Raw genomic sequence first — 20,283 nt, forward strand, 5'->3', positions numbered from 1 at the left:
GGGCGGCTTTAGCCATCAGTTTTCTTGTTTTTTTACTATTGATCCTTACAGGAGTGCGGCATATGTCAAAAGGGCATTCGCTACAAGACCCTTACTTGAATACTTTGAGAAAAGAAAAAGTCGGGGTTTCGATCTATCTGGTCAACGGCATCAAGCTGCAAGGGACCATCGAGTCCTTCGACCAGTTCGTGATCCTGCTGAAAAACACCGTCAGCCAGATGGTTTACAAGCACGCGATCTCGACCGTTGTTCCGGTTCGTCCGATTCGCCTGCCTAGCGCAGCTGACGCCGAACATGGCGATGCTGAGCCAGGTAACGCCTGATAGGAGTTCGCTTTGTTCTTTGAGCGCCACGGTGGTGGTGAACGAGCCGTTCTCGTTCATCTGGAAGGTCAGAGCCCTGAGGCGCGCGAAGACCCGCAGGAGTTCCAGGAGCTGGCCTTGTCGGCTGGCGCCGATATTGTTGCGCTCGCCAATGTGGGGCGGCACCAGCCTACTGCCAAGTTTCTGATTGGCAGCGGCAAGGTCGAGGAGTTGCGCGACCTGGTCAAGGCTGAAGAGGCCGACCTGGTGATCTTCAATCACACCCTCACCCCAAGTCAGGAACGCAACCTCGAGCGCGTTTTCGAGTGCCGCGTGCTTGACCGCACCGGCCTGATCCTCGACATCTTCGCCCAGCGCGCCCGTACTCACGAGGGCAAGCTGCAGGTGGAGCTGGCGCAGCTTGAACACATGAGCACGCGACTGGTTCGCGGCTGGACTCACCTTGAGCGGCAGAAAGGCGGTATTGGTCTGCGCGGCCCGGGTGAAACCCAGCTGGAAACCGACCGCCGCTTGCTGCGTGTGCGTCTGCGGCAGATCAAGGCCCGTCTGGAAAAGGTCCGCAGCCAGCGAGAGCAGGCGCGCCGCGGTCGCAAACGCGCCGAGGTGCCTTCGGTTTCACTGGTGGGTTATACCAACGCCGGCAAATCGACCCTGTTCAACGCCCTGACCGAGTCCGAGGTCTACGCGGCCGACCAGCTCTTCGCCACACTCGACCCGACCCTGCGCCGACTGGAGCTGGGTGATATCGGGCCGATCGTGCTGGCGGACACCGTGGGCTTCATTCGTCACCTGCCGCACAAGCTGGTCGAGGCTTTTCGAGCTACGCTCGAAGAGTCGAGCAACTCCGACCTGTTGCTGCACGTGATCGATGCCCATGAGCCTGAGCGCATGGCCCAGATCGAACAGGTCATGGCGGTGCTGGGCGAGATCGGTGCTGAAGGCTTGCCGATACTCGAGGTGTATAACAAACTCGATCTGCTCGAAGGCGTTGAGCCGAACATTCAACGCAATGCTGATGGCAAGCCCGAGCGGGTCTGGGTCTCGGCCCGAGAAGGCCGTGGTCTTGAGCTGGTGGGGCAGGCGATTGCCGAGTTGCTGGGGGATGACCTGTTTGTGGGTACCTTGCGTCTTGAACAGCGTTTCGCGCGTTTGCGTGCGCAGTTCTTCGCAGCGGGTGCGGTGCAGAACGAAGAACACGACGATGAAGGCAGCAGCCTTCTGGCAGTGCGCTTGCCACGGGCCGACCTCAATCGTCTGGTGTCACGCGCGGGGCTTGAGCCCGTCGACTTCATCGAACAACACACTTTGCAATAAAAGCCTGATGACGCTGTCAGGCAGCCGTGACAGGCATTCTGTAGCATTGGACGGCGCGCCGTTGGCGCGTCTTTGCTTTATCAGATGGAGAGCGCTATGGCTTGGAATGAGCCGGGTGGCAACTCGAACAATCAAGATCCTTGGGGTGGACGCCGCGGCGGTGGTGGCGGCGACAAGAAAGGGCCACCGGATCTCGACGAGGCCTTCCGCAAGCTGCAGGATAGCCTGAACGGCATGTTCGGCAGTGGCAAGAAACGTGGTGGTGGCGATGGCCTCCCCAAAGGCGGCGGCTTTGGTCTGCTTGGTGTCGGACTCGCTGTGCTGGCTGCTATCTGGCTGTACAGCGCGGTCTATGTGGTCGACGAGCAGGAGCAGGCAGTCGTTCTGCGTTTCGGCAAGTACTACGAGACCGTAGGTCCGGGCCTGAACATCTATTTCCCGCCAATCGATCGCAAGTACATGGAAAACGTCACGCGTGAGCGTGCCTATACCAAGCAGGGCCAGATGCTGACCGAAGACGAAAACATCGTCGAAGTGCCGCTGAGCGTGCAGTACAAGATCAGCAACCTGCAGGACTTCGTCCTGAACGTCGATCAGCCTGAAGTCAGCCTGCAACACGCGACCGACAGTGCCCTGCGTCACGTGGTCGGCTCCACGGCCATGGACAAGGTGCTGACCGAAGGTCGCGAGCAGATGGCCGTCGAGATCAAGGAGCGTCTGCAACGCTTCCTCGACACCTACCGTACCGGTATCACCGTTACCCAGGTCAACGTACAGAGCGCGGCAGCCCCGCGTGAAGTGCAGGAAGCCTTCGATGACGTGATCCGTGCCCGTGAAGACGAGCAGCGTGCCCGCAACCAGGCCGAGTCCTACGCCAATGGCGTGGTGCCGGAAGCCCGTGGTCAGGCGCAGCGCATCATCGAAGACGCCAATGGTTACCGCGACGAAGTCGTCTCGCGCGCCAAGGGTGAGGCCGATCGCTTCACCAAACTGGTGACCGAGTACCGCAAGGCGCCGGAAGTCACTCGTCAGCGTCTGTACCTCGATACGATGCAAGAGGTCTACAGCAACACCAGCAAAGTGCTGGTTTCGGGCAAGGACGGGCAGAGCAACCTGCTTTACCTGCCGCTGGACAAGATGGTCGAAGGCAGCCGCAATGCCGCACCGGCCAGCAGCGTACCGACCTCGTCGGCCAACGATGCAGCCAGCCGTGCCGCTTCCGATCTGCAACAGCAACAGCAGCAACTGCGTTCTAGGGAGAGCCGCTGATGAGCAATAAATCGCTGATCGCCCTGATCGTTGGCGTCGTGCTGGCCATCGTGGCCTGGAACAGCTTCTATATCGTGTCCCAGACCGAACGCGCGGTACTGCTGCAATTCGGTCGTGTGGTCCAGGCCGATGTTCAGCCTGGCCTGCATGTCAAAGTTCCTTACGTCAACCAGGTGCGCAAGTTCGACGCCCGCCTGATGACCCTTGACGCTCCGACCCAGCGGTTCCTGACCCTGGAGAAGAAGGCGGTCATGGTCGATGCTTACGCCAAGTGGCGGGTGAAGGACGCAGAGCGTTTCTACACCGCGACCTCCGGCATGAAGCAGATTGCTGACGAGCGTTTGTCCCGTCGTCTGGAAAGCGGTTTGCGCGACCAGTTCGGCAAGCGCACCCTGCACGAAGTGGTGTCGGGTGAGCGTGACGCGCTGATGGCGGATATCACTGGCTCGCTGAACCGCATGGCGGAAAAGGAGCTGGGCATCGAAGTGGTCGACGTTCGCGTCAAGGCCATCGACCTGCCGAAGGAAGTGAACCGCAGCGTGTTCGAGCGTATGAGCACCGAGCGTGAGCGTGAGGCTCGTGAGCACCGCGCCAAAGGTAACGAGCTGGCTGAAGGCATTCGTGCCGACGCCGATCGTCAGCGTCGGGTACTGCTGGCTGAAGCCTATCGCGAGTCGGAAGAGGCCCGCGGTGATGGTGATGCCCAAGCGGCGGCGATCTACTCCAAGGCCTATGGCCAGGATCAGGACTTCTACGCGTTCTACCGTAGCCTGAAAGCCTACCGTGAGAGCTTCGCCAACAAGAGCGATGTGCTGGTTCTTGATCCGAGCAGCGAGTTCTTCCGCTTCATGGAAAAGGCCAAGCCTTGAAACAGATCACCCCGTCGGGCGGCTAATACGTCTGGCGGGGTGATACTGCAAGAAAACGGGTGTATGATGCGGCAGCCGGGAAATTCCCGGCTTTTTTGCGTCTGCAAGATCGAATGACCGCCTGGCGGTCTTGATTCGCGGCGCAGCCCAGGATTTACGAGGGTATCGGCACTGCGGTAACGCTGGAATCAGCGCTGCCCGACATTATTTGCCGGCACCTGCTTCACTCAAGGCTCGCCCGCAGGCAGGCCGCCCGGACCACAGGGGAAATGGCGTAATGGCAACGGTAGACCGCTGGCTGCTGCCAGATGGCATCGAAGAAGTACTGCCACCTGAAGCGACGCGCATCGAAATCGCGCGTCGCCAGGTGTTGGATCTGTTCCAGAGCTGGGGTTACGAATTTGTCGTGACTCCGCATATCGAGTACCTGGAATCGCTGCTCACCGGTGCCGGTCAGGACCTGGACCTGCGTACCTTCAAGGTTATCGACCCACAGTCGGGCCGGCAGATGGGCTTCAGGGCCGACATCACGCCGCAGGTGGCGCGCATCGATGCGCACACCCTGCGCCGCGAAGGCCCGAGCCGCCTGTGCTACGCCGGCAGCGTGCTGCACGCCAAGCCCCGTGCACTGTCGTCCTCGCGCAGCCCGATCCAGTTGGGTGCCGAACTGTACGGCGATGCCAGCCCGGTCAGTGACGTCGAAGTCATCAGCCTGATGCTGGCCATGCTGCAACTGGCCGACGTACCGGATGTCCATATGGACCTGGGCCACGTCGGTATCTACCGCAGCCTGGCCCGTGCGGCCGGCCTGTCGGGTGATGTCGAGCAGCAGTTGTTCGATGCCCTGCAACGCAAGGCCGTCGACGAAGTGATCACGCTGACTGCCAACCTGCCGGCGGACCTGGCCGGCATGCTGCGTTCGCTGACCGAGCTGTGCGGCGGTCGTGAAGTGCTGGAAGCGGCCCGCGTTCGTCTCGGCCGTGCACCGGCTGCGGTACTGGCGGCACTGGATGACCTGCTGGCGATCGCCGACCGTCTGACGGCGCGGTACCCGGATTTGCCACTGTATTTCGACCTGGGCGAGCTGCGCGGCTACCACTACCACACCGGTGTAGTGTTCGCGGCGTTCGTGCCGGGTGTCGGTCAGTCGATCGCCCAGGGCGGTCGCTACGACGATATCGGAGCTGACTTTGGCCGGGCACGTCCGGCCACCGGTTTCTCCACGGATTTGAAGACCCTGGTCACACTGGGGCGGGCAGAGGTCGTGTTGCCCACTGGCGGGATCTGGATGCCCGACAGCAGCGACGCGGCTCTGTGGCAGTTGGTCTGCCAGTTGCGCAGTGACGGTCAGCGGGTTGTGCAGGCTCTGCCTGGCCAGCCACTGGCTGCCGCCATCGAGGCGGACTGCGATCGGCAATTGATTCTGCAAAACGGGGCCTGGCAAGTACTGCCACTGGCCATCTGAGATTAGCCGCCGACCCCGTGGTCGGCGCCAAGTTTGCGCGAATGAGGACAAGTGTTATGGGTAAGAATGTCGTAGTCCTGGGCACCCAATGGGGTGATGAGGGCAAAGGCAAGATCGTTGATCTGCTGACCGAACATGCCGCCGCCGTAGTGCGTTACCAAGGTGGCCACAACGCCGGTCACACGCTGGTGATCGACGGTGAGAAAACCGTGTTGCACCTGATCCCGTCGGGCGTCCTGCGCGAAGGCGTGCAGTGCCTGATCGGCAACGGCGTGGTGGTTGCTCCCGACGCACTGATGCGGGAAATCATCAAACTGGAAGAGAAAGGCGTCCCGGTACGTGACCGCCTGCGCATCAGCCCGGCTTGCCCGCTGATCCTCTCCTACCACGTTGCCCTGGACCAGGCGCGCGAGAAAGCCCGTGGCGAAGCCAAGATCGGCACCACCGGTCGCGGCATTGGCCCGGCCTACGAAGACAAGGTCGCTCGTCGCGGCCTGCGCGTCGGTGACCTGTTCCACCGCGAGCGTTTCGCCGCCAAGCTGGGTGAGCTGCTGGACTATCACAACTTCCAGCTGGTCAATTACTACAAAGAGCCGGCCATCGACTTCCAGAAAACTCTGGACGAGTGCATGGCCTACGCCGAGCAACTGAAGCCGATGATGCTCGACGTCACCGCCGAGCTGCACGCTCTGCGCCGTGCCGGCAAGGACATCATGTTCGAAGGCGCCCAGGGTTCGCTGCTGGACATCGACCACGGTACCTACCCGTACGTCACCAGCTCCAACACCACCGCGGGCGGCATCGCCACCGGTTCTGGCGTTGGCCCGATGTACCTGGACTACATCCTCGGTATCACCAAGGCCTACACCACTCGCGTCGGTTCGGGCCCGTTCCCGACTGAACTGTTCGACGAAGTCGGTGCCTTCCTGGCCAAGCGTGGCCACGAGTTCGGCGCCACCACGGGTCGCGCTCGTCGTTGCGGCTGGTTCGACGCCGTCATCCTGCGTCGCGCCATCGACGTCAACAGCATCTCGGGCCTGTGCCTGACCAAGCTGGACGTGCTCGACGGTCTGGACACCATCCGCATCTGCGTGGGTTACAAGAACGAAAACGGCGCAGTCCTCGACGCACCGACCGACGCCGACAGCTACATCGGCCTGGAGCCGGTGTACGAAGAAATGCCGGGCTGGAGCGAGTCGACCCTGGGTGCCAAGACCCTGGAAGAGCTGCCGGCCAACGCCCGTGCCTACATCAAGCGTGTGGAAGAGCTGGTCGGCGCGCCGATCGACATCATCTCCACCGGCCCTGACCGCAACGAAACCATCGTTCTGCGTCATCCGTTCGCCTGATCTCGGTCATGCTGTAACCACCAAAGGCCCCTCTAGAGGGGCCTTTGGCGTTTTTGCCTTCTGCTGCGGCACAACCTTTGCTGTGAAAATGCCTTCAGGGATGCCATCACTGTAATGGCTCCGAAAAGCAGAGGGATTTACTGTGTCTGCCGTCATCTCATTGTTACGAAGCCGCCTTTTGCGGCCTGTCTTTGTTGCGCTTGGTATCGCTCTTTTGGTGCAAGTGGTGGTCGCTGTGGTGTTGACCCGCAGTACCGTCACCGCATTGGAAGCCGATCTGGGCAATCGTTTGGGCACCGATAGCCAGAAGCTCACCACCGAGCTGGATCAAGCGGCGAAGGAGGTCAGTTCCGGGCTGAGCAATCTGTCCGAAAGCACCCGTCAGCGCCTGACCGCCGGTTTGTCGTCGCGTCTGGAGGAAGAACAGGCGCAATTGCGCGCCACCCTGGAGAAGAACCTCAAGGACTCGGCCAATGACATGGCCGAACTGCTCGCCTCGGTGGCGCCCCGCGCGGTGTGGGACGCCGATGTGCCGACCCTGTCGGAGTTTGCCCGGCGCGCCCAGCGCAACCCCAACGTGCTGTTCGTGGTGTACAACGATGCCCAGGGCGAACACCTCACCCGCTACCTGAACCGTCAGAACCCCATCAACCAGGCCCTGCTCGACAAGGGCAAGGGCGAGCGCGCGCTGGACAAAGTGCTGGAAGCCGCCCGCAACGACCCGTCGGTGTACTTCGTCGAAGCCTCGATCAGCCCCAATGGCGTCGAGATCGGCAAGGTCTTGATGGGCGTGTCGACCGCGTCGGTGGATGCCGAACTGCAAGCCCTCGACAAACGTTTCTCGGCGCTGATCGCCAGCGGTGACCAGTTGGTGGGCGACAGCCTGACCAGCGCCGCCGCCGACAGTACCAAAGCGCTGCGCAGCCGGCTGGAGACGGCGCAGGGCAGCGCCGCGCAGATGGCCGCCAACACCTCGCAAAGCGTTCAAGGCGCCGCAGAAACCCTGCGCTGGCGCATCGGCCTGGGCCTGGCCCTGGTCGGCTGCGGCGTGTTGCTGGTGGTGGCGGTGGTGTTGGGCCGTCGGGTGGTGAACAAGCTGCGCCTGCTGATTGCCGCGCTGGACGATCTGGCGGCCGGCGAAGGCGACCTGACCAAGCGCGTAGCCATCGACAGCCGCGACGAGATCGGCGACATGGCGGCGGCGGTGAACCGCTTCGTCGACAAGTTGCAGCCCATCGTTCGCGAGGCCGGCGAAGTGGCCCAGCGCACCGGGGTCGAGATCGGCGCCATGGCCCAGCAGAACGCCGGTGCCGATTCGGCCGCGGCGGCGCAGCGTGATGAAGTGGCCGAAAGCCTGCGCGCGCTGTCGAGCATGGCCGATGAAGCCCAGGCCGAAAGCAAGGCCATGCAGGCTGCGTTGCAGCAGGTGGTGGATATTCGCCAGGCCACCGACGAGAACAGCCGCACTTCGGCGCAGGTCGCCAAGCTGATCGAGGCGCTGGCCGGGCAGGTGGACACCGGTTCCAAGGTGATCGTGCGTCTGGCCGAGCAGAGCGAGCAGATCGAGGTGGTGCTGACGGTGATCCACGGGATTGCCGAGCAGACCAACCTGCTGGCGCTCAACGCCGCAATCGAGGCGGCACGGGCGGGCGAGACCGGTCGCGGCTTTGCCGTGGTGGCGGACGAGGTGCGGGCGCTGGCGAGCAAGACCCAGAGTTCCACCGGCGACATCCAGGCCCATATCGGCGCGCTGCAACAGGGCGCGAAGGAAGCGGTGGCGGCGATCAGCCAGGCGGGGCGTCAGGCCAGCGAAGGCTTGCTGGTATTGCGTGACAACGCTCGTTTGCAGCAGTCGGTGCAGGCGTCGGTGGAGCAGGTGCATGCGGCCATCGGCCTCGCGACCCGCGCTGCCGAGCAGCAGGCCCAAGGCGCGCAAGCGGTTCGCGGACGGGTGGAGAACATCCATGCGCAGGCCGAACGGGCAGCCCAGGTGGTCATGCAGACCACCGCCAGCAGCAAGGTGCTCGACGACCTGGCGGCCCAGCTCAAAGCCAGCCTGGGCCAGTTCCGCGCCTGATCAGGCGCGGTTCAGGTACATCCGGGTGGTCAGCAGGTACACCGGCAACCCGGACACCAGGATCAGCAGCGCCGCATACGGCGCTGCTGCGGCGAACTCGACGTTGGCGGTGTGCGCCCAGACTTCGGTGGCCAGGGTAGTCATGCCGGTCGGGCTGAGCAGCAAGGTAGCCGTCAGCTCCTTCATGGCGTCGAGGAACACCAGGGCGAAGGCCGCGGCCAATGCCGGGAAGATGATCGGCAAGGTCACCCGGCAGAACGCCGTGAACGGGGTCGCCCCCAGCGTCCGCGCCGCTTCTTCCAATTGCGGCGCGGCCTTGGTTAGCGCGGTGCGCACCGGCGCTTGCGCGAGGGGCAGGAACAGCAGCGCGTAGGCCAGCAGCAACAGGCCGGTGGTCTGGTACATCGCCGGCACATAGTGCAGGGCGAAGTACACCAGCGTCAGCGCAATCACCAACCCCGGCAGGGCATGCAACAGGTACGGCAGGCGCTCGGCCCAGATCGCCAGGCGACCTTTGTAGCGCACCACCAGAAAACTCACCGGCAACGCCAGCAGCAGGCTCACGCCCGCGCCGCCCAGCGACAGCGACAGCGATGACAGCAGCGCGCGGCTGATGTCCGCCACCGGGAAGGCCGCCGACGAGCCGACACTCAGCCAGTACGCCAGCATCCCCAGCGGAATGCCGCTGCCGAGAATCGCCAGGCCCAGGCAATACACCTGGCCCAGCGGCATCCAGCCGCGCAGGCGAACCGGCGCACCGCGTCGCGCCACGCCCTGGCCGATCCGCACATGGCGGGCCTTGCCGCGCACGCGCAGTTCCAGCCAGAGCATCAACAGGCACATGAACAGCAGCACCGCGGAGAGCATCGCCGCGTTGGCGTTGCTGAATTCCAGTTCGAACTGCTGGTAGATCGCCGTGGTGAAGGTCTGCAGGCCGAGAATCGACAGCGCGCCGAACTCCACCAACATGTGCAGGGCGATCAGCAGGCTACCGCCGAGGATCGACGGCCACAGCAGCGGCAGGGTGACGCGCCAGAACACCGCCCAGCGGTTGCAGCCCATGGTCCGCGCCGACTCTTCCAGCGAGGTGTCGAGGTTGCGCAGGGTCGCGGCCACCGGCAGGAAGATCAGCGGGTATTTGGACAGGCTCATCACCAGAATCGCCCCGCCCAGCCCTTCATAGATCGGGCTCAACGACACCCAGGTGAAACCGCTGACGAACGACGGCACGGCGAACGGCAGGCACAGGATCACGCCCCACAGACGCCGGCCCGGCAAATCGCTGCGCTCCAGCAACCAGGCCAGGGACAGGCCGACCACCGCGCAGGTGACCGTGACCCCGACCATCAGCAGCAGGGTGTTGCGCATCAGGCCCCAGACGAAGGGCCGCCAGATCAGGCGCAGCGCTTCGTGCCAGCCGGCCTGCCAGGTTTTCAGGGCGACGTAGAGCAGTGGCAGCAGGCTCAGCCCCACCAGCAGCAGGACCGGCAGCACCACCCAGATCGAGGGCCGCTTGCGGCGGGGAACGAAACCGGTGTCGAGCTGAACGGGCAGGGCAGCGCTCATCAGAGCAGGCCGACTTCGCGTTCGAGTTCCAGCGCTTCCTCGGCGTTACCCAGGTCGGCCGGGGTGATCTTCGGCGGACGCAGGTCTTCGAACGGCTTCAGGCCCTGGTCGGAGACCATGCCCTTGTGCAGCGGGTACTCGGCGGTGGTCTGGGTGATGACGCGCTGGCCTTCTTCGCTGGCCATCCAGGCGAGCAGGGCCTGGGCTTCTTTCGGATGCTTGCTGGCCTTCACCGCGGCGGCGCCGGAGATGGTCATCAGGCCGCCGACGTCGCCGTCCGCCAGGTAGTACAGCTTGGAGTCGAGCTGGCCGCGTTCTTTCTTCAGCGCGTACCAGTAATAGTTGTTCACCAGCACGGCGGCGACTTCACCGTTTTCCACGGCTTTGAGCGCGACCATGTTGTTGGTGTAGGTCTTGCCGAAGGCTTTCAGGCCGGTCAGCCATTCTTCAGCGGCTTCGCGGCCGTGGATTTTCAGGATGGCCACGGCCTGTTCCTGGAACGCGCCGCTGGTGGGCACGAAGCCGATCTTGCCGTCCCACTCGGGATCGGCGAAGTCCATTACTGATTGCGGCAGGTCTTTCTCATCGATCTTCTTCGGGTTGAACGCGACCACGCGGGTGCGCGCGGTGACGCCCATCCAGCTGCCGTTGCTGGCGACGAAGTCCTTGGGCAGCATCTCCAGGGTCGAATCATCGATTTTGGCCAGCAGGCCCAGCTCGCCGAGGTTGTTCAGCGGCGGCGACTCTTCGGTGTAGATCACGTCGGCCGGCGAGCGGTCGCCTTCCTCGATGACCTGACTGGCCAACTGGTTGCTGCTGCCTTTGCGGATCTTGATGTGAATGCCGGTCTTGGCCTCGTAGGCCTTGGCGATGGCGTCACCGATTTCCTTGTGCTGGCCGTTGTACAGCGTCAGGGTCACAGGATCGGCGGCCATGGCGGCCGGCGCTGCGAGCACCAGGCCGAGAAGGGAAACGGCCAGGCCGCGCAGCATCGGGTTACGGCGAATCGTCATGCGGGTGGTTCCTCGCTTACGGCTACATATTTGGAAACAATGGTAAACGAAATTGTTTCTCAAGTGGCCGGATGACGGGAAATTCATAAGCTGACTATCGGATGGCTTGACGCCGGCTGCGGCCAGTTGGGTGCGGGACCGGCTACCAGCCGGCGATCCCGCCCTGAACAGCCAGGACCTGATCCTGGGTCATCAGTGCCTCGACCAGAAAGAAGGTTGCGCAGGCCGATTCCACCAATTGCTCCTGCTCGGTGCCGGTGCGGTAGTAGTGCCCGACGAAGCATCCCTGCTGGACCTCGCTCGACAGCAACGCGGCGATCTGCTGACAGGCCAGGTCGCGCCAGTCGTTCATGCCCGGCAGGCACTGCCACAGGCGCAGCAGCGCCACCGACGCGATGGCCACCGCGCACGGGTCGGCATTGCGCGCGACCAGGGTGCCCCGGCTGGCCGCTTCGCCCCAGCGGCTCAGCCAGTAGGCGCAAGCCTCGCGGGCGGGCGCGGCGTACTCGCCGCCATACAAGCCGACCGCCTCGGCCAGGCCGAGCATGGCCCATGCCTGGCCGCGAGCCCAATCACCCGCAGGGCCCGGCTGGAACTGGCCGTGTTCATCGAGCCGGGCGTGGCTGGCCCAGGCACCGTCGGCGCCGCGCAGGGTGCGCAGGCACAGGTCCAGATGGCTGCGCGCCATGTCGCGCTTGTGCGCATCGGGCTGCAAGTGCATCAGCGCCAGCGTCGGAGCCAGGGCGTCGATATTGAGGGTTGCGTGGCCGTTGTCGCCGCCGCCCATGCCGGGGCCCAGCGGCCAGCCGCCGATATCCGGGCGAAAATCCCGGGCCAGGGCGTCAGCGGCACGCAAGGCCAGCTCCCGTGCCGGTTCGTCCTGGGCAAGGCGACCACCGAGGGCGGCGCCGTACCAGAACACGAAACTGCGATTCAGACTGGGTTCGTCCAGTTGCGCACCCAGTTGGCGCGACCAGAACACCGCCTGGTCGAGGTCTTCGCTGAGTTCAGTGAACGCTGCGCGGCGCCACCACAGCGCCGCCCAGAAACCGCCGAGCCACGAGCCTCGCCGCGACAGCTTCCATTGCCGGTCCCGCGGCAGGCGGTACAGGGGGAATTGCTCGCCGCACTGGCGGGAAATACTGTCGAGCTGCTTGAACAGGGCGTGGACCACCGCCTGGCGTTTACGCTGTGTCGGCATGGGGATGAGCCTCTTCTGAGCGACGGGCGCGGTATAGGTTTCGGCACAGCGCGGCGCCGAGACACAGGGCAAAGATGAGTAAGGTCCAGGCGGCAGAGAAACCACCCGGCTGGCGCAACAGCACGCCGAACAGCGGTGGCCCGACGGCGATGCCGCCGAAGAAGCCCAGCGACAGCATGCCGGCGCTGCTGGCTGCGCCACCGAAGCGCGGTTCGCGCAGCAGCATGCTCATGGCCACGGCGTTGCTCGCCACCAGGCTCAGGCCCATGCCGACCACGGCGAACCACAATGGCCAGTGGCGATCGGCGGCGGCGTATTGCATGACCAGCACGGTGCCGAAGCCGACAAGGAACAGCCCGCCAAGCAGCACGGTTTCGTCCTTGAGGCTCGCGCCCAGCGGGGTCAGCAACAGGCGGGAGAGAATGCCCATCAGGCCGAATCCGCTGACCATTAGGCCGATGGTGGCGGCGCCGACGCCCAGGCTGCTGGCGTACACGCCGAAGAAGGTGATGAACGCGGACAGGCACAATCCCGCGCAGCCCTGGATACCCATCAGCCGCAGCAGCCAGCCATTCGGCGCCGTCAGGCGCAGCGGAGGTCGCGGCCCCGCCGCCGGCGCCGCGATGCGGCCCGGCACCAGCACCGCCAGCAACAACGCCAGTGGCACCCAGCAGGCCAGCGCCAGGCGCCAGCCGATCGCGGCGCTCAACACCGGCAAGACCAGCCCGGCGATCAGCGCGGACAATTGCACCCCCGCCTGCTTCAGCCCGACCAGTGCCGCGCGCGGCGCATCCCTGGCTGCGCGATGGCCTGGTTGGTCGCCGGGTTGGCCAGTGCCTGCGCCACGCCGCAGAACAGCAGGGCGATGACCACACCGATGAAGCCGGGCAGCACCGCCATCAGGCTGAACGACAGCGCCACCAGCAGGAACAGCGCCAGCAGCCCGCTGCGCGAGCCGATGCGCTGCACCAGCGCCCCGGCCCAGGGCGACAGCAAGGCCGCCAGGCCGAAGGCGCTGGTGGTCAGCCAGCCGAGGTGTTCGCGGTCGATATGCAGGTCGGCGATGAGTTGCGGACCGAGCACGCCGAGGGCATAGAACACCATCATCGGCAGGCCCATGGCGCAGGTCAGCAGAGCGGCAAGGGCGGCATGGCGTTTCATGGCGTTCCCTTGTCCAGGTGCAGTGACGGGCAGCGGCTGTCGAACGGCTTGCCGGGGGCCGTGGCCGCCAGCAGGTCGCGGCCGAGGGTGCTGATGAGCGCGTCGTCGGTGCCGTCGAGGATGTGCGTGGTGCGGGCGTGCCGGTAGATGCCCGACAGCGGCGACAGCTCGCTCAGGCCTTCGGCGCCCATGACCTGCATCGCCGAGTCCACCGCGCCGGACAGCGCTTCCGACGCCGCCAGCTTGGCCAGGTTGACCTCGATGCTGTTGGCCTGGCCCTGGTCGAACTTGGCCGCCGCATCCTGCAGCAAGGCGCGGGCGCTGGCGATGTCGCGGTACACCTGATAGACCCGCCCCCGCAGCAGTTGCTTGTCGGCCAGCCGCGCCAGATGTCCGCGCGGCGAATGCACCCTGGCGCAGAGGTCGTCGAAGCAGCGCTGCGCCAGGCCCAGCCAGTGGGCGGCGCGCAACAGGCGGCCGAGCCCGAGGCGGCGCTGCATCAGGGCGATGCCCTGGCCGGGCGTGCCGAGCACCTGATTCGCGGTAACGCGCACCTCGTCAAAGCGCAGCTCGCCCTGGCCCTGTTGACGACCCAGCAGGGCTAGCGGGCGGACGAACTGGAAGCCGGGGCTGTCGCTCGGGACCACCAGCATCGATAACGCTTCGCCTGTCGGGCCGTCGCCGGTGCGGGCGATCACGGTGGCGAAGTCGGCCCGTTCGGCGCGGCAGATGAACCACTTGCGGCCGTTCAGGCGCCAGTGATCGCCGTGCCAGTCGGCGCGGCTGGTGATGGTCGCGGGAATCGAGCCGATGCTGTCGGGTTCGGACATGGCGTAGCACGGCACCTGCTCGCCGCGTACCAGCGGCATCAGGAAGCGTTCGCGCAGCTCGGGATTGGCGTGGCGGTCCAGCATCCAGGCGTCGAGGGTGGCGTCGCAGCCGAGGATCGCCGGGGCGAACTCGCTGCGGCCTTCCTCGGTGGCGACCGTCAGGTACTCCACCAGGCTCACCACCCGGCCGCCGAGGGCGAACGGGTAGAAGTTGCCGAACACGCCGGCGGCTTGCGCCTTGGCCTGCAGCTCGGCGGCCAGCGCGCCGGCCGCCTGGTCGCAGGCGCCCAGTTCCAGCTCGCGCGGCAGGATGTGCTGCTCGACGAAGTGCCGTACCCGTTGCGCCAGCGGTGTTGTTTCAGGGGATGCAGTGGTCATGGCTCAGCCCACCTGCCGAACAGGTTCGCCGAGGCCGGCGGCATCCGCGGCGAGGGCGCGCTTGTCGATCTTGCCCGCCGGGGTGAGCGGCAGATGCCGATAGAAGCGCAGGTATTCCGGCAACTTGTTGACCTCCAGGCCCTGCTCGCGCAGGAAGCCGGTGATGTCCTCCAGGGCGAATTTCGCCGCCCCTTCGCGCAGCGTCACGCACAGGCACACGCGCTGGCCGAGGTCCGGGTCGGGCACCGGGACGCAGGCCACGGTGACCACATCCGGGTGGGCCATCACCAGGCCCTCGATCTGCACCGGGCTGATGTTGGCGCCGCCACGGATGATGATGTCCTTCTTGCGCCCGGCCAGCACCAGGTAGCCCTGCTGGTCGATAAAGCCCAGGTCGCCGGTCTTCACCCAGCCTTCGGCGTCGCGGTAGCGTTCGTCCAGTTCCGGCGCGTTGACGTACTGCATCGGGCTCAGCGGCCCGCGCGCGGTGATTTCACCGACATCGCCGTGGGGCAGTTCCCGGCCCAGGTCATCGATGATGCGGATTTCGCACACCGCCGGGTTGGGTTTGCCGACGCTGCCCAGCACCACGTCGATCGGGTCGTCCAGGGTGTTGTGGCAGTTCACGCCGTCCGCCGAGCCGTACAGGCTGATGAAGCCGCAACCGAAGTGTTCGGTGCAGCGCAGCACGGTGGCTTCGTCGATCACCGAACCGCCGCAGATCAGGCCGCGCAGGCTCGATTTGTCGATACCGGCCAGGGCCGGCTCGGCGGCGATGCGCTGGAGCATGGTCGGCACGCCGAGGATGAACGTCGGGCGCAATTGCTCGATGGCCTTGATCGCCTCGCCGACATCGAAACGCGGCAACACCACCAGCGAACCACCCAGCCAGCAAAGCACGCCGAAGGTGGCGGTGGAGCCGAACGACGAGCCCAGCGGCACGAGGTAAAGGCCACGGAATTCGGCGCCGTCGTCACTGATGCGTTGCAGGAAGCGGCCCCGGCCACCGACCAGCGCATTGTGTGAATAAGCGACGAGCTTGGGCTCGGACTCGGTGCCGGACGACACCAGCAGGCGCACCGGTGAGTTGGGGCAGACTTTGGGCAGGCTGGCGCTGTCGATCGGCGCGGCGTCGAGCAGCGCGTCGAGGGTCGACCAGCCCGCGCGGGGCTCGCCATCGACAATCAGGATGCGTAGCGAGAGCAGGGTCGGGCGCAGCGATTCGATCACTTCACAGAGGTCGATGCCGGCATATTCCTGCGGCACGATCACCGCGCGGGCGTCGCAACGGCGTACCAGCGACTGGATATCGAGCTTGCCGCGTCCCGGCGGGAACGGCGCGACGACAGCGCCCAGCGCGGCCACGGCGAGGTCGACGGCGCAGCAGCGCCAGTGGTTGCTCAACTGATAGGCGACCACGTCGCCGGCGACGATTCCCGCCTGGCGCAGGCTGGCGGCCATGCGCAGGGCGGCGTCGAGCAGTTGCGCATAGCTGACGTTGCCGTCCGGCGATAGCACCGCGGCTTTGTCCGGCGATTGCGCGGCGCGTTGGCGAAACAGGCTGAACACATCCTGGTTGGGGTAGCTGCCGTCTTCGCTCCAGCGGCGGCGGGTGTGCAGGGGGACCAGGTCAACGATTCCGGCAGTATTCATAGGAAACTCCACGGTGATTGAACAGAGCGGTAGGCGCGTTGGGTAAGGCTCGGGGCCACGCGCGGGTCGGCGGCGAGCAGGGTGAGGTCTTCATGGGCGACGCTGGCGGGAACGCCGGCCCGCAGGCAGGCGTCCACCCAGTGTTCGCTGCCGTGCTCGGCCAGTTGTGTCTGCAGGCGGCGCGGGTCGGCGTCACCGCCGAGTAAGCGGGCCAGGGCCTGGTGCTGCTGACGGGTCTGGCAGTCGAGGGCGAGCAAGCCGTCGGCGGTGCTGAACAGCCCTTGCAGCAGGGTCGGCGAGGGCAGCCCGCAATGGCTGTCGAGCAGCAGGTCGGCGGCGCCGAGCAGCGAGCTGTGCAACTGCGCGCCGTGGCCATGCAGCTCGCGGTCGAGCAGGGCGGCGCAGATGCCTTGGGCGCTGATCACGCCGCCGAGCACATCGAGCGCGGTAAACAGGGTGCCGCCACGGGTGCCCGATGCGGAGGCGATGCGGGCCGCCACGCCAGACCAGGCTTGCACGGTGAAATCGGTGCCCGGCGCGTCGATCGCAGCCTCGCCCCAGCCACCGGCGTAGGCGTGGATCAGCGACGGCTGGGTGGCGTGCAGGTCGGCGGCGTCCAGGCGCAGTTCGGCGGCTTTGCCGGGCGCCCAGTTGTGCAGGAACACGTCGGCGTCCTGGCATAGCTCGTGGATCTGCGCGCGGCCCGCGGCGGACTTGATGTCCACCTCGCGTACGTCTTTCAGGTGGTTGAGCGCATCGAAGCGTACCGAGCAGCCCTCGGCGCACGGCGGCATGTTGCGCAGCGGGTCGCCACCCGGTGGTTCAAGGCGGATCACCTCGGCGCCGAGCAACGACAGCAGGTGCCCGGCCAGCGGACCCTGGATGCGGCGGCAGGATTCGAGCACGCGAATGCCTTGCAGCGGCAGGCGCCCGGGGACCGCGCGCCGGGCGGGCATGCCGGCCTTGCCGCGCTGCAGTTGCCAGGGGCTGGCGGCGCTTGCCGCGTAGTCGCTGTCGGCGCGACGTTGAATCAGACCGCGCACCGGCACCAGCGCCACACCCGTTTCCAGGGCGATGGCCTGGATTCGCGCCAGCGGCAAGCCGGCCAGGGCATCCAGGCATTCGGACGGCATCGGCGCGACGGCACGGGCGTAGCGCAGCAGAAAGCGCTGCCAGGCCTTGCCGGCGATGGCGTCGCTTACTTCCAGGGCATTCCAGAAGCGCCGCCAGGGCTGACTGTCGAGCGTTTCCAGTTCGAACAGCACGCCGTCAGCGGAGACGAATGGCGGCCGGGCCAAGGCGTCATCAGCGCCAGGCAGCAGCCGTTCGGCGTCTTCCGGTGCGGTGGCGCCGGCCAGGTATTGGCCGATGCTCAACAGGGCACCGGCGGCCGGTTGCAGCGAGACGTTGGCGAAGTCGCCACCGCGCAACTGGCCGACCGCCGCGGCCAGGCTGCCTTGCCAGGCGAGCGCGGCATTGAGGGTGGCGAGGTAGTTCACGCCCAGGGCCTGGGGCCTGCCACTGGCGCGGCCGTGCACCGACATGAGGCCGCAGGCGGCCTGGATCGTGAATTCGGTAGACAACTCCAGCGGCAGTGCCGGCAAGCCGGCGAAGCGGGTCTGGAGCGGATGCAAGTCGGGGTGCAGCAAGTGCAGGGACGGGCCTTCGGGGTCGCTTTCGGCATGCTGCACACCGAGGCATTCACCCTGGCGCTGCAAGGCTGCGCTCAAGGTCTGCCAGGCGGGCAGGCAGGGGCCGCTGCGCCAGGTGAGTCTGGCGTCATCCAGGATACGGGGCATGGTGGGGCACCTTGGCGTGGGGCGATCGGTCGGAATGCCGGGGTTTCGGTGCGGGCCTTTTCGCGGGTCAGTCCGCGAAAAGGCCGTCGCGGTTCAGCCGCCAGCGACGGCGGGCAGTACGGTCAGCTTGTCGCCCGGCGCAATGGCGGTGGCCAGGCCTTCGGCAAAACGGATGTCATCGTCGTTGACGTAGATATTGACGAAGCGGTGCACCTCGTCCGCGTGCACCAGGCGCGCCTTGATTCCGGGGTAGCGGCTGTCGAGGTTGTCGATGATGTGGCGAACCGTTTCGCCCTGGGCCTCGACTTTTTTCTGCCCGTCTGTGAGGGGACGCAGCAGGGTTGGAACCATGACTGAAACCGACATGTGATTCTCCTTTGAGGGGGTGTCCTGGCCGCCGGTCAATGGCGGCCCTGTTCATTCCTGAATGGACAGTTGCTCTTCGAATACCCGGCCTTCGACGATCCGGAAGCTGCGGACCCGGTGCCTGGCGCCGGGCCAGGTGGACAGGATCAAGTAGTGCAACGCGGGGTCCTGGGCGTGGGCGATGTCCTCGCGGCTGGGCCAGGCTTCGCTGGCGGTGTGCGAGTGATAGAGCACCCGACATTCCTCGTCGCGCTCGTCCAGCTCGCTCCACACCCGCAATTGCTCGCGGGGGTCGAAGCTGAACCAGATTTCGGACGCGGCGTGGTTACGCATCGGGATCACCCGCGCCGCGACCGTTGCCTCGCAGGGCGCGGCGATCAGCCCGCAGGCCTCGATCGGATGCTCCCTGGCCGCCTGGCGCTGGATCTGCTCGAGCGCCGCACGGGTGATGCGCAATGGCATGCCTGGCACCTCAGTAGGTCGGCAGCGCCGGATCGACGTCACGAACCCAGGCCAGCACGCCGCCTTCGAGGTTGCGCACCTTGTCCAGGCCCAGCTTGCGCAGGTCGCTGGAGACGGCCTGGGAACGCACGCCCGACTTGCAGGCGATAACCAGCTCGGTGTCGTGGCCGAAACGCGCGACGATCTGACTGGCGACCTCGGCGGACTTGGGCATCAGCAGGGCGCCGTCGATGCGCACGATGTCCCACTCGGTCTGCTCGCGCACATCGATGATCACCGGGGCCGTGCCGCCATCCTTGAGCGACTTGAGCTGGAGCGCGCTGATCAGCGGCACGCCGCTGTCGTTCGCGGCCGCTGGCCGGTTGAGGCCGCAGAACGCCTGGTAGTCGGACAGCGCGGTGACCGGCTGGCGGTTGCGCAGGCGGCGGATCGGCAGTTCGCGGTAACTCATTTCCAGGGCGTCGTAGACCATCAGGCGGCCGAGCAGCGGGTCGCCGATGCCGGTCAGCAGCTTGATCGCTTCGGTGGACATGATCGAGGCGATGGCCGCGCACAACACACCGAGCACACCGCCTTCGGAGCAGGACGGCGCCAGTTCCGGTGGTGGCGGCTCCGGGTAGAGATCGCGGTAGTTGAGGCCGCGACCGTCCGGGGCGTTTTCCCAGAACACCGAGGCCTGGCCTTCGAAGCGGAAGATCGAGCCCCACACGTAGGGCTTGTCCGCGAGGATGCAGGCGTCGTTGACCAGGTAACGGGTGGCGAAGTTGTCGGTGCCGTCGAGGATCAGGTCATAGCGCGAGAACAGCTCGACGGCCATGTCAGGTTCGAGACGGTCGCTGTGGGTGATCACCTTGACCAGCGGGTTGAGGCGGGCGATGGCCTGGCGGGCGCTTTCCACCTTGAGCTCGCCCACGCTGTCGACGGTGTGGATCACCTGGCGTTGCAGGTTGGACTCATCGACCCGATCGAAATCGATCACGCCGAGCGTGCCGATGCCGGCGGCGGCGAGGTACAGCAGGGTCGGCGAGCCGAGGCCACCGGCGCCGATGACCAGCACCTTGGCGTTCTTCAGGCGGCGTTGTCCGATGACGCCCAGGTTGGGGATAAGCAGGTGACGGCTGTAGCGGTTCACTTCCTCGCGCGTAAGCTCGGCACCGGGTTCGACCAGCGGCGGTAAGGTCATATCGC

General features: G+C 65.8%; 18 protein-coding genes. 7 read left to right on the top strand and 11 right to left on the bottom strand.

Going from position 1 to position 20,283, the window contains the following annotated elements:
• The first annotated feature begins 62 nt into the window (after positions 1 to 62).
• The 7 genes from hfq to CKW37_RS12310 all read left to right on the top strand — a co-directional run bounded on the left by hfq (position 63) and on the right by CKW37_RS12310 (position 8,666).
• Positions 63 to 323, top strand: coding sequence for an RNA chaperone Hfq (gene hfq / locus CKW37_RS12280; RefSeq protein WP_065758756.1), 261 nt, complete (start codon positions 63 to 65; stop codon positions 321 to 323).
• Between the two features lie 12 nt (positions 324 to 335).
• Positions 336 to 1,637, top strand: coding sequence for a ribosome rescue GTPase HflX (hflX, locus tag CKW37_RS12285; RefSeq protein ID WP_095155949.1), 1,302 nt, complete (start codon positions 336 to 338; stop codon positions 1,635 to 1,637).
• A 96-nt stretch (positions 1,638 to 1,733) separates the two neighbouring features.
• Positions 1,734 to 2,906, top strand: a complete 1,173-nt coding sequence (gene hflK / locus CKW37_RS12290) for an FtsH protease activity modulator HflK (protein ID WP_095155950.1) — start codon at positions 1,734 to 1,736, stop codon at positions 2,904 to 2,906.
• The gene (gene hflC, locus CKW37_RS12295) at positions 2,906 to 3,775 is read left to right on the top strand and encodes a protease modulator HflC (RefSeq protein WP_095155951.1); all 870 of its coding nucleotides are present in this window, start codon (positions 2,906 to 2,908) and stop codon (positions 3,773 to 3,775) included. The genes hflK and hflC overlap by 1 nt, the downstream gene beginning before the upstream one ends.
• A gap of 277 nt (positions 3,776 to 4,052) precedes the next feature.
• Complete coding sequence (locus tag CKW37_RS12300) at positions 4,053 to 5,240, top strand: ATP phosphoribosyltransferase regulatory subunit (RefSeq protein ID WP_095155952.1); 1,188 nt, start codon at positions 4,053 to 4,055, stop codon at positions 5,238 to 5,240.
• Between the two features lie 56 nt (positions 5,241 to 5,296).
• On the top strand, positions 5,297 to 6,589 hold the full coding sequence (locus tag CKW37_RS12305; RefSeq protein ID WP_095155953.1) for an adenylosuccinate synthase: 1,293 nt from the start codon (positions 5,297 to 5,299) through the stop codon (positions 6,587 to 6,589).
• A 142-nt stretch (positions 6,590 to 6,731) separates the two neighbouring features.
• Positions 6,732 to 8,666, top strand: a complete 1,935-nt coding sequence (locus tag CKW37_RS12310) for a methyl-accepting chemotaxis protein (RefSeq protein WP_095155954.1) — start codon at positions 6,732 to 6,734, stop codon at positions 8,664 to 8,666.
• Here the strand turns inward: CKW37_RS12310 and CKW37_RS12315 are convergent, their stop codons facing one another.
• From CKW37_RS12315 to moeB, 11 genes are all read right to left on the bottom strand, one after another.
• Positions 8,667 to 10,232 carry an iron ABC transporter permease gene (locus tag CKW37_RS12315; protein ID WP_095155955.1) on the bottom strand — a complete coding sequence of 522 codons (1,566 nt, stop codon included), beginning with the start codon at positions 10,230 to 10,232 and terminating at the stop codon, positions 8,667 to 8,669.
• Positions 10,232 to 11,245: an extracellular solute-binding protein gene (locus tag CKW37_RS12320; protein ID WP_095155956.1), complete on the bottom strand. Its 1,014-nt coding sequence runs from the start codon at positions 11,243 to 11,245 to the stop codon at positions 10,232 to 10,234. Before CKW37_RS12320 ends, CKW37_RS12315 begins: the two co-directional genes overlap by 1 nt.
• Positions 11,246 to 11,387: 142 nt before the next feature.
• Positions 11,388 to 12,446, bottom strand: a complete 1,059-nt coding sequence (locus CKW37_RS12325) for a glucuronyl hydrolase (protein WP_095155957.1) — start codon at positions 12,444 to 12,446, stop codon at positions 11,388 to 11,390.
• Complete coding sequence (locus CKW37_RS12330) at positions 12,430 to 13,197, bottom strand: MFS transporter (protein ID WP_256587741.1); 768 nt, start codon at positions 13,195 to 13,197, stop codon at positions 12,430 to 12,432. The genes CKW37_RS12325 and CKW37_RS12330 overlap by 17 nt, the downstream gene beginning before the upstream one ends.
• An 11-nt stretch (positions 13,198 to 13,208) precedes the next feature.
• Positions 13,209 to 13,607, bottom strand: a complete 399-nt coding sequence (locus CKW37_RS33230) for an MFS transporter (protein WP_256587742.1) — start codon at positions 13,605 to 13,607, stop codon at positions 13,209 to 13,211.
• Complete coding sequence (locus tag CKW37_RS12335; protein ID WP_095155958.1) at positions 13,604 to 14,815, bottom strand: acyl-CoA dehydrogenase family protein; 1,212 nt, start codon at positions 14,813 to 14,815, stop codon at positions 13,604 to 13,606. Before CKW37_RS12335 ends, CKW37_RS33230 begins: the two co-directional genes overlap by 4 nt.
• Before the next feature lie 3 nt (positions 14,816 to 14,818).
• Entirely contained in the window at positions 14,819 to 16,468 is a 1,650-nt protein-coding gene (locus CKW37_RS12340; protein ID WP_095155959.1) for a class I adenylate-forming enzyme family protein, read from the bottom strand.
• Positions 16,465 to 18,267 carry a CoA transferase gene (locus tag CKW37_RS12345; RefSeq protein WP_095155960.1) on the bottom strand — a complete coding sequence of 601 codons (1,803 nt, stop codon included), beginning with the start codon at positions 18,265 to 18,267 and terminating at the stop codon, positions 16,465 to 16,467. The genes CKW37_RS12340 and CKW37_RS12345 overlap by 4 nt, the downstream gene beginning before the upstream one ends.
• 93 nt (positions 18,268 to 18,360) lie before the next feature.
• Positions 18,361 to 18,633: a MoaD/ThiS family protein gene (locus tag CKW37_RS12350; protein ID WP_095155961.1), complete on the bottom strand. Its 273-nt coding sequence runs from the start codon at positions 18,631 to 18,633 to the stop codon at positions 18,361 to 18,363.
• A gap of 51 nt (positions 18,634 to 18,684) precedes the next feature.
• The gene (locus CKW37_RS12355; protein ID WP_095155962.1) at positions 18,685 to 19,095 is read right to left on the bottom strand and encodes a Mov34/MPN/PAD-1 family protein; all 411 of its coding nucleotides are present in this window, start codon (positions 19,093 to 19,095) and stop codon (positions 18,685 to 18,687) included.
• 10 nt (positions 19,096 to 19,105) lie between these two features.
• Positions 19,106 to 20,278 (bottom strand): molybdopterin-synthase adenylyltransferase MoeB, encoded by a 1,173-nt coding sequence (moeB, locus tag CKW37_RS12360; RefSeq protein ID WP_095155963.1) that lies wholly within the window; start codon positions 20,276 to 20,278, stop codon positions 19,106 to 19,108.
• Between the last annotated feature and the right edge of the window lie 5 nt (positions 20,279 to 20,283).

This window comes from Pseudomonas sp. Irchel 3E13 (assembly GCF_900187455.1).
Taxonomy (GTDB): domain Bacteria; phylum Pseudomonadota; class Gammaproteobacteria; order Pseudomonadales; family Pseudomonadaceae; genus Aquipseudomonas.

What these genes read in the sequence shown, in the direction of transcription:
- hfq (WP_065758756.1), top strand. Translation starts at nt 63, where the DNA reads ATGTCAAAAGGGCATTCGCTACAAGACCCTTACTTGAATACTTTGAGA.
- hflK (WP_095155950.1), top strand. Translation starts at nt 1,734, where the DNA reads ATGGCTTGGAATGAGCCGGGTGGCAACTCGAACAATCAAGATCCTTGG.
- hflC (WP_095155951.1), top strand. Translation starts at nt 2,906, where the DNA reads ATGAGCAATAAATCGCTGATCGCCCTGATCGTTGGCGTCGTGCTGGCC.
- CKW37_RS12300 (WP_095155952.1), top strand. Translation starts at nt 4,053, where the DNA reads ATGGCAACGGTAGACCGCTGGCTGCTGCCAGATGGCATCGAAGAAGTA.
- CKW37_RS12305 (WP_095155953.1), top strand. Translation starts at nt 5,297, where the DNA reads ATGGGTAAGAATGTCGTAGTCCTGGGCACCCAATGGGGTGATGAGGGC.
- CKW37_RS12315 (WP_095155955.1), bottom strand. Translation starts at nt 10,232, where the DNA reads ATGAGCGCTGCCCTGCCCGTTCAGCTCGACACCGGTTTCGTTCCCCGC.
- CKW37_RS12320 (WP_095155956.1), bottom strand. Translation starts at nt 11,245, where the DNA reads ATGACGATTCGCCGTAACCCGATGCTGCGCGGCCTGGCCGTTTCCCTT.
- CKW37_RS12325 (WP_095155957.1), bottom strand. Translation starts at nt 12,446, where the DNA reads ATGCCGACACAGCGTAAACGCCAGGCGGTGGTCCACGCCCTGTTCAAG.
- CKW37_RS33230 (WP_256587742.1), bottom strand. Translation starts at nt 13,607, where the DNA reads ATGAAACGCCATGCCGCCCTTGCCGCTCTGCTGACCTGCGCCATGGGC.
- CKW37_RS12335 (WP_095155958.1), bottom strand. Translation starts at nt 14,815, where the DNA reads ATGACCACTGCATCCCCTGAAACAACACCGCTGGCGCAACGGGTACGG.
- CKW37_RS12340 (WP_095155959.1), bottom strand. Translation starts at nt 16,468, where the DNA reads ATGAATACTGCCGGAATCGTTGACCTGGTCCCCCTGCACACCCGCCGC.
- CKW37_RS12345 (WP_095155960.1), bottom strand. Translation starts at nt 18,267, where the DNA reads ATGCCCCGTATCCTGGATGACGCCAGACTCACCTGGCGCAGCGGCCCC.
- CKW37_RS12350 (WP_095155961.1), bottom strand. Translation starts at nt 18,633, where the DNA reads ATGTCGGTTTCAGTCATGGTTCCAACCCTGCTGCGTCCCCTCACAGAC.
- CKW37_RS12355 (WP_095155962.1), bottom strand. Translation starts at nt 19,095, where the DNA reads ATGCCATTGCGCATCACCCGTGCGGCGCTCGAGCAGATCCAGCGCCAG.
- moeB (WP_095155963.1), bottom strand. Translation starts at nt 20,278, where the DNA reads ATGACCTTACCGCCGCTGGTCGAACCCGGTGCCGAGCTTACGCGCGAG.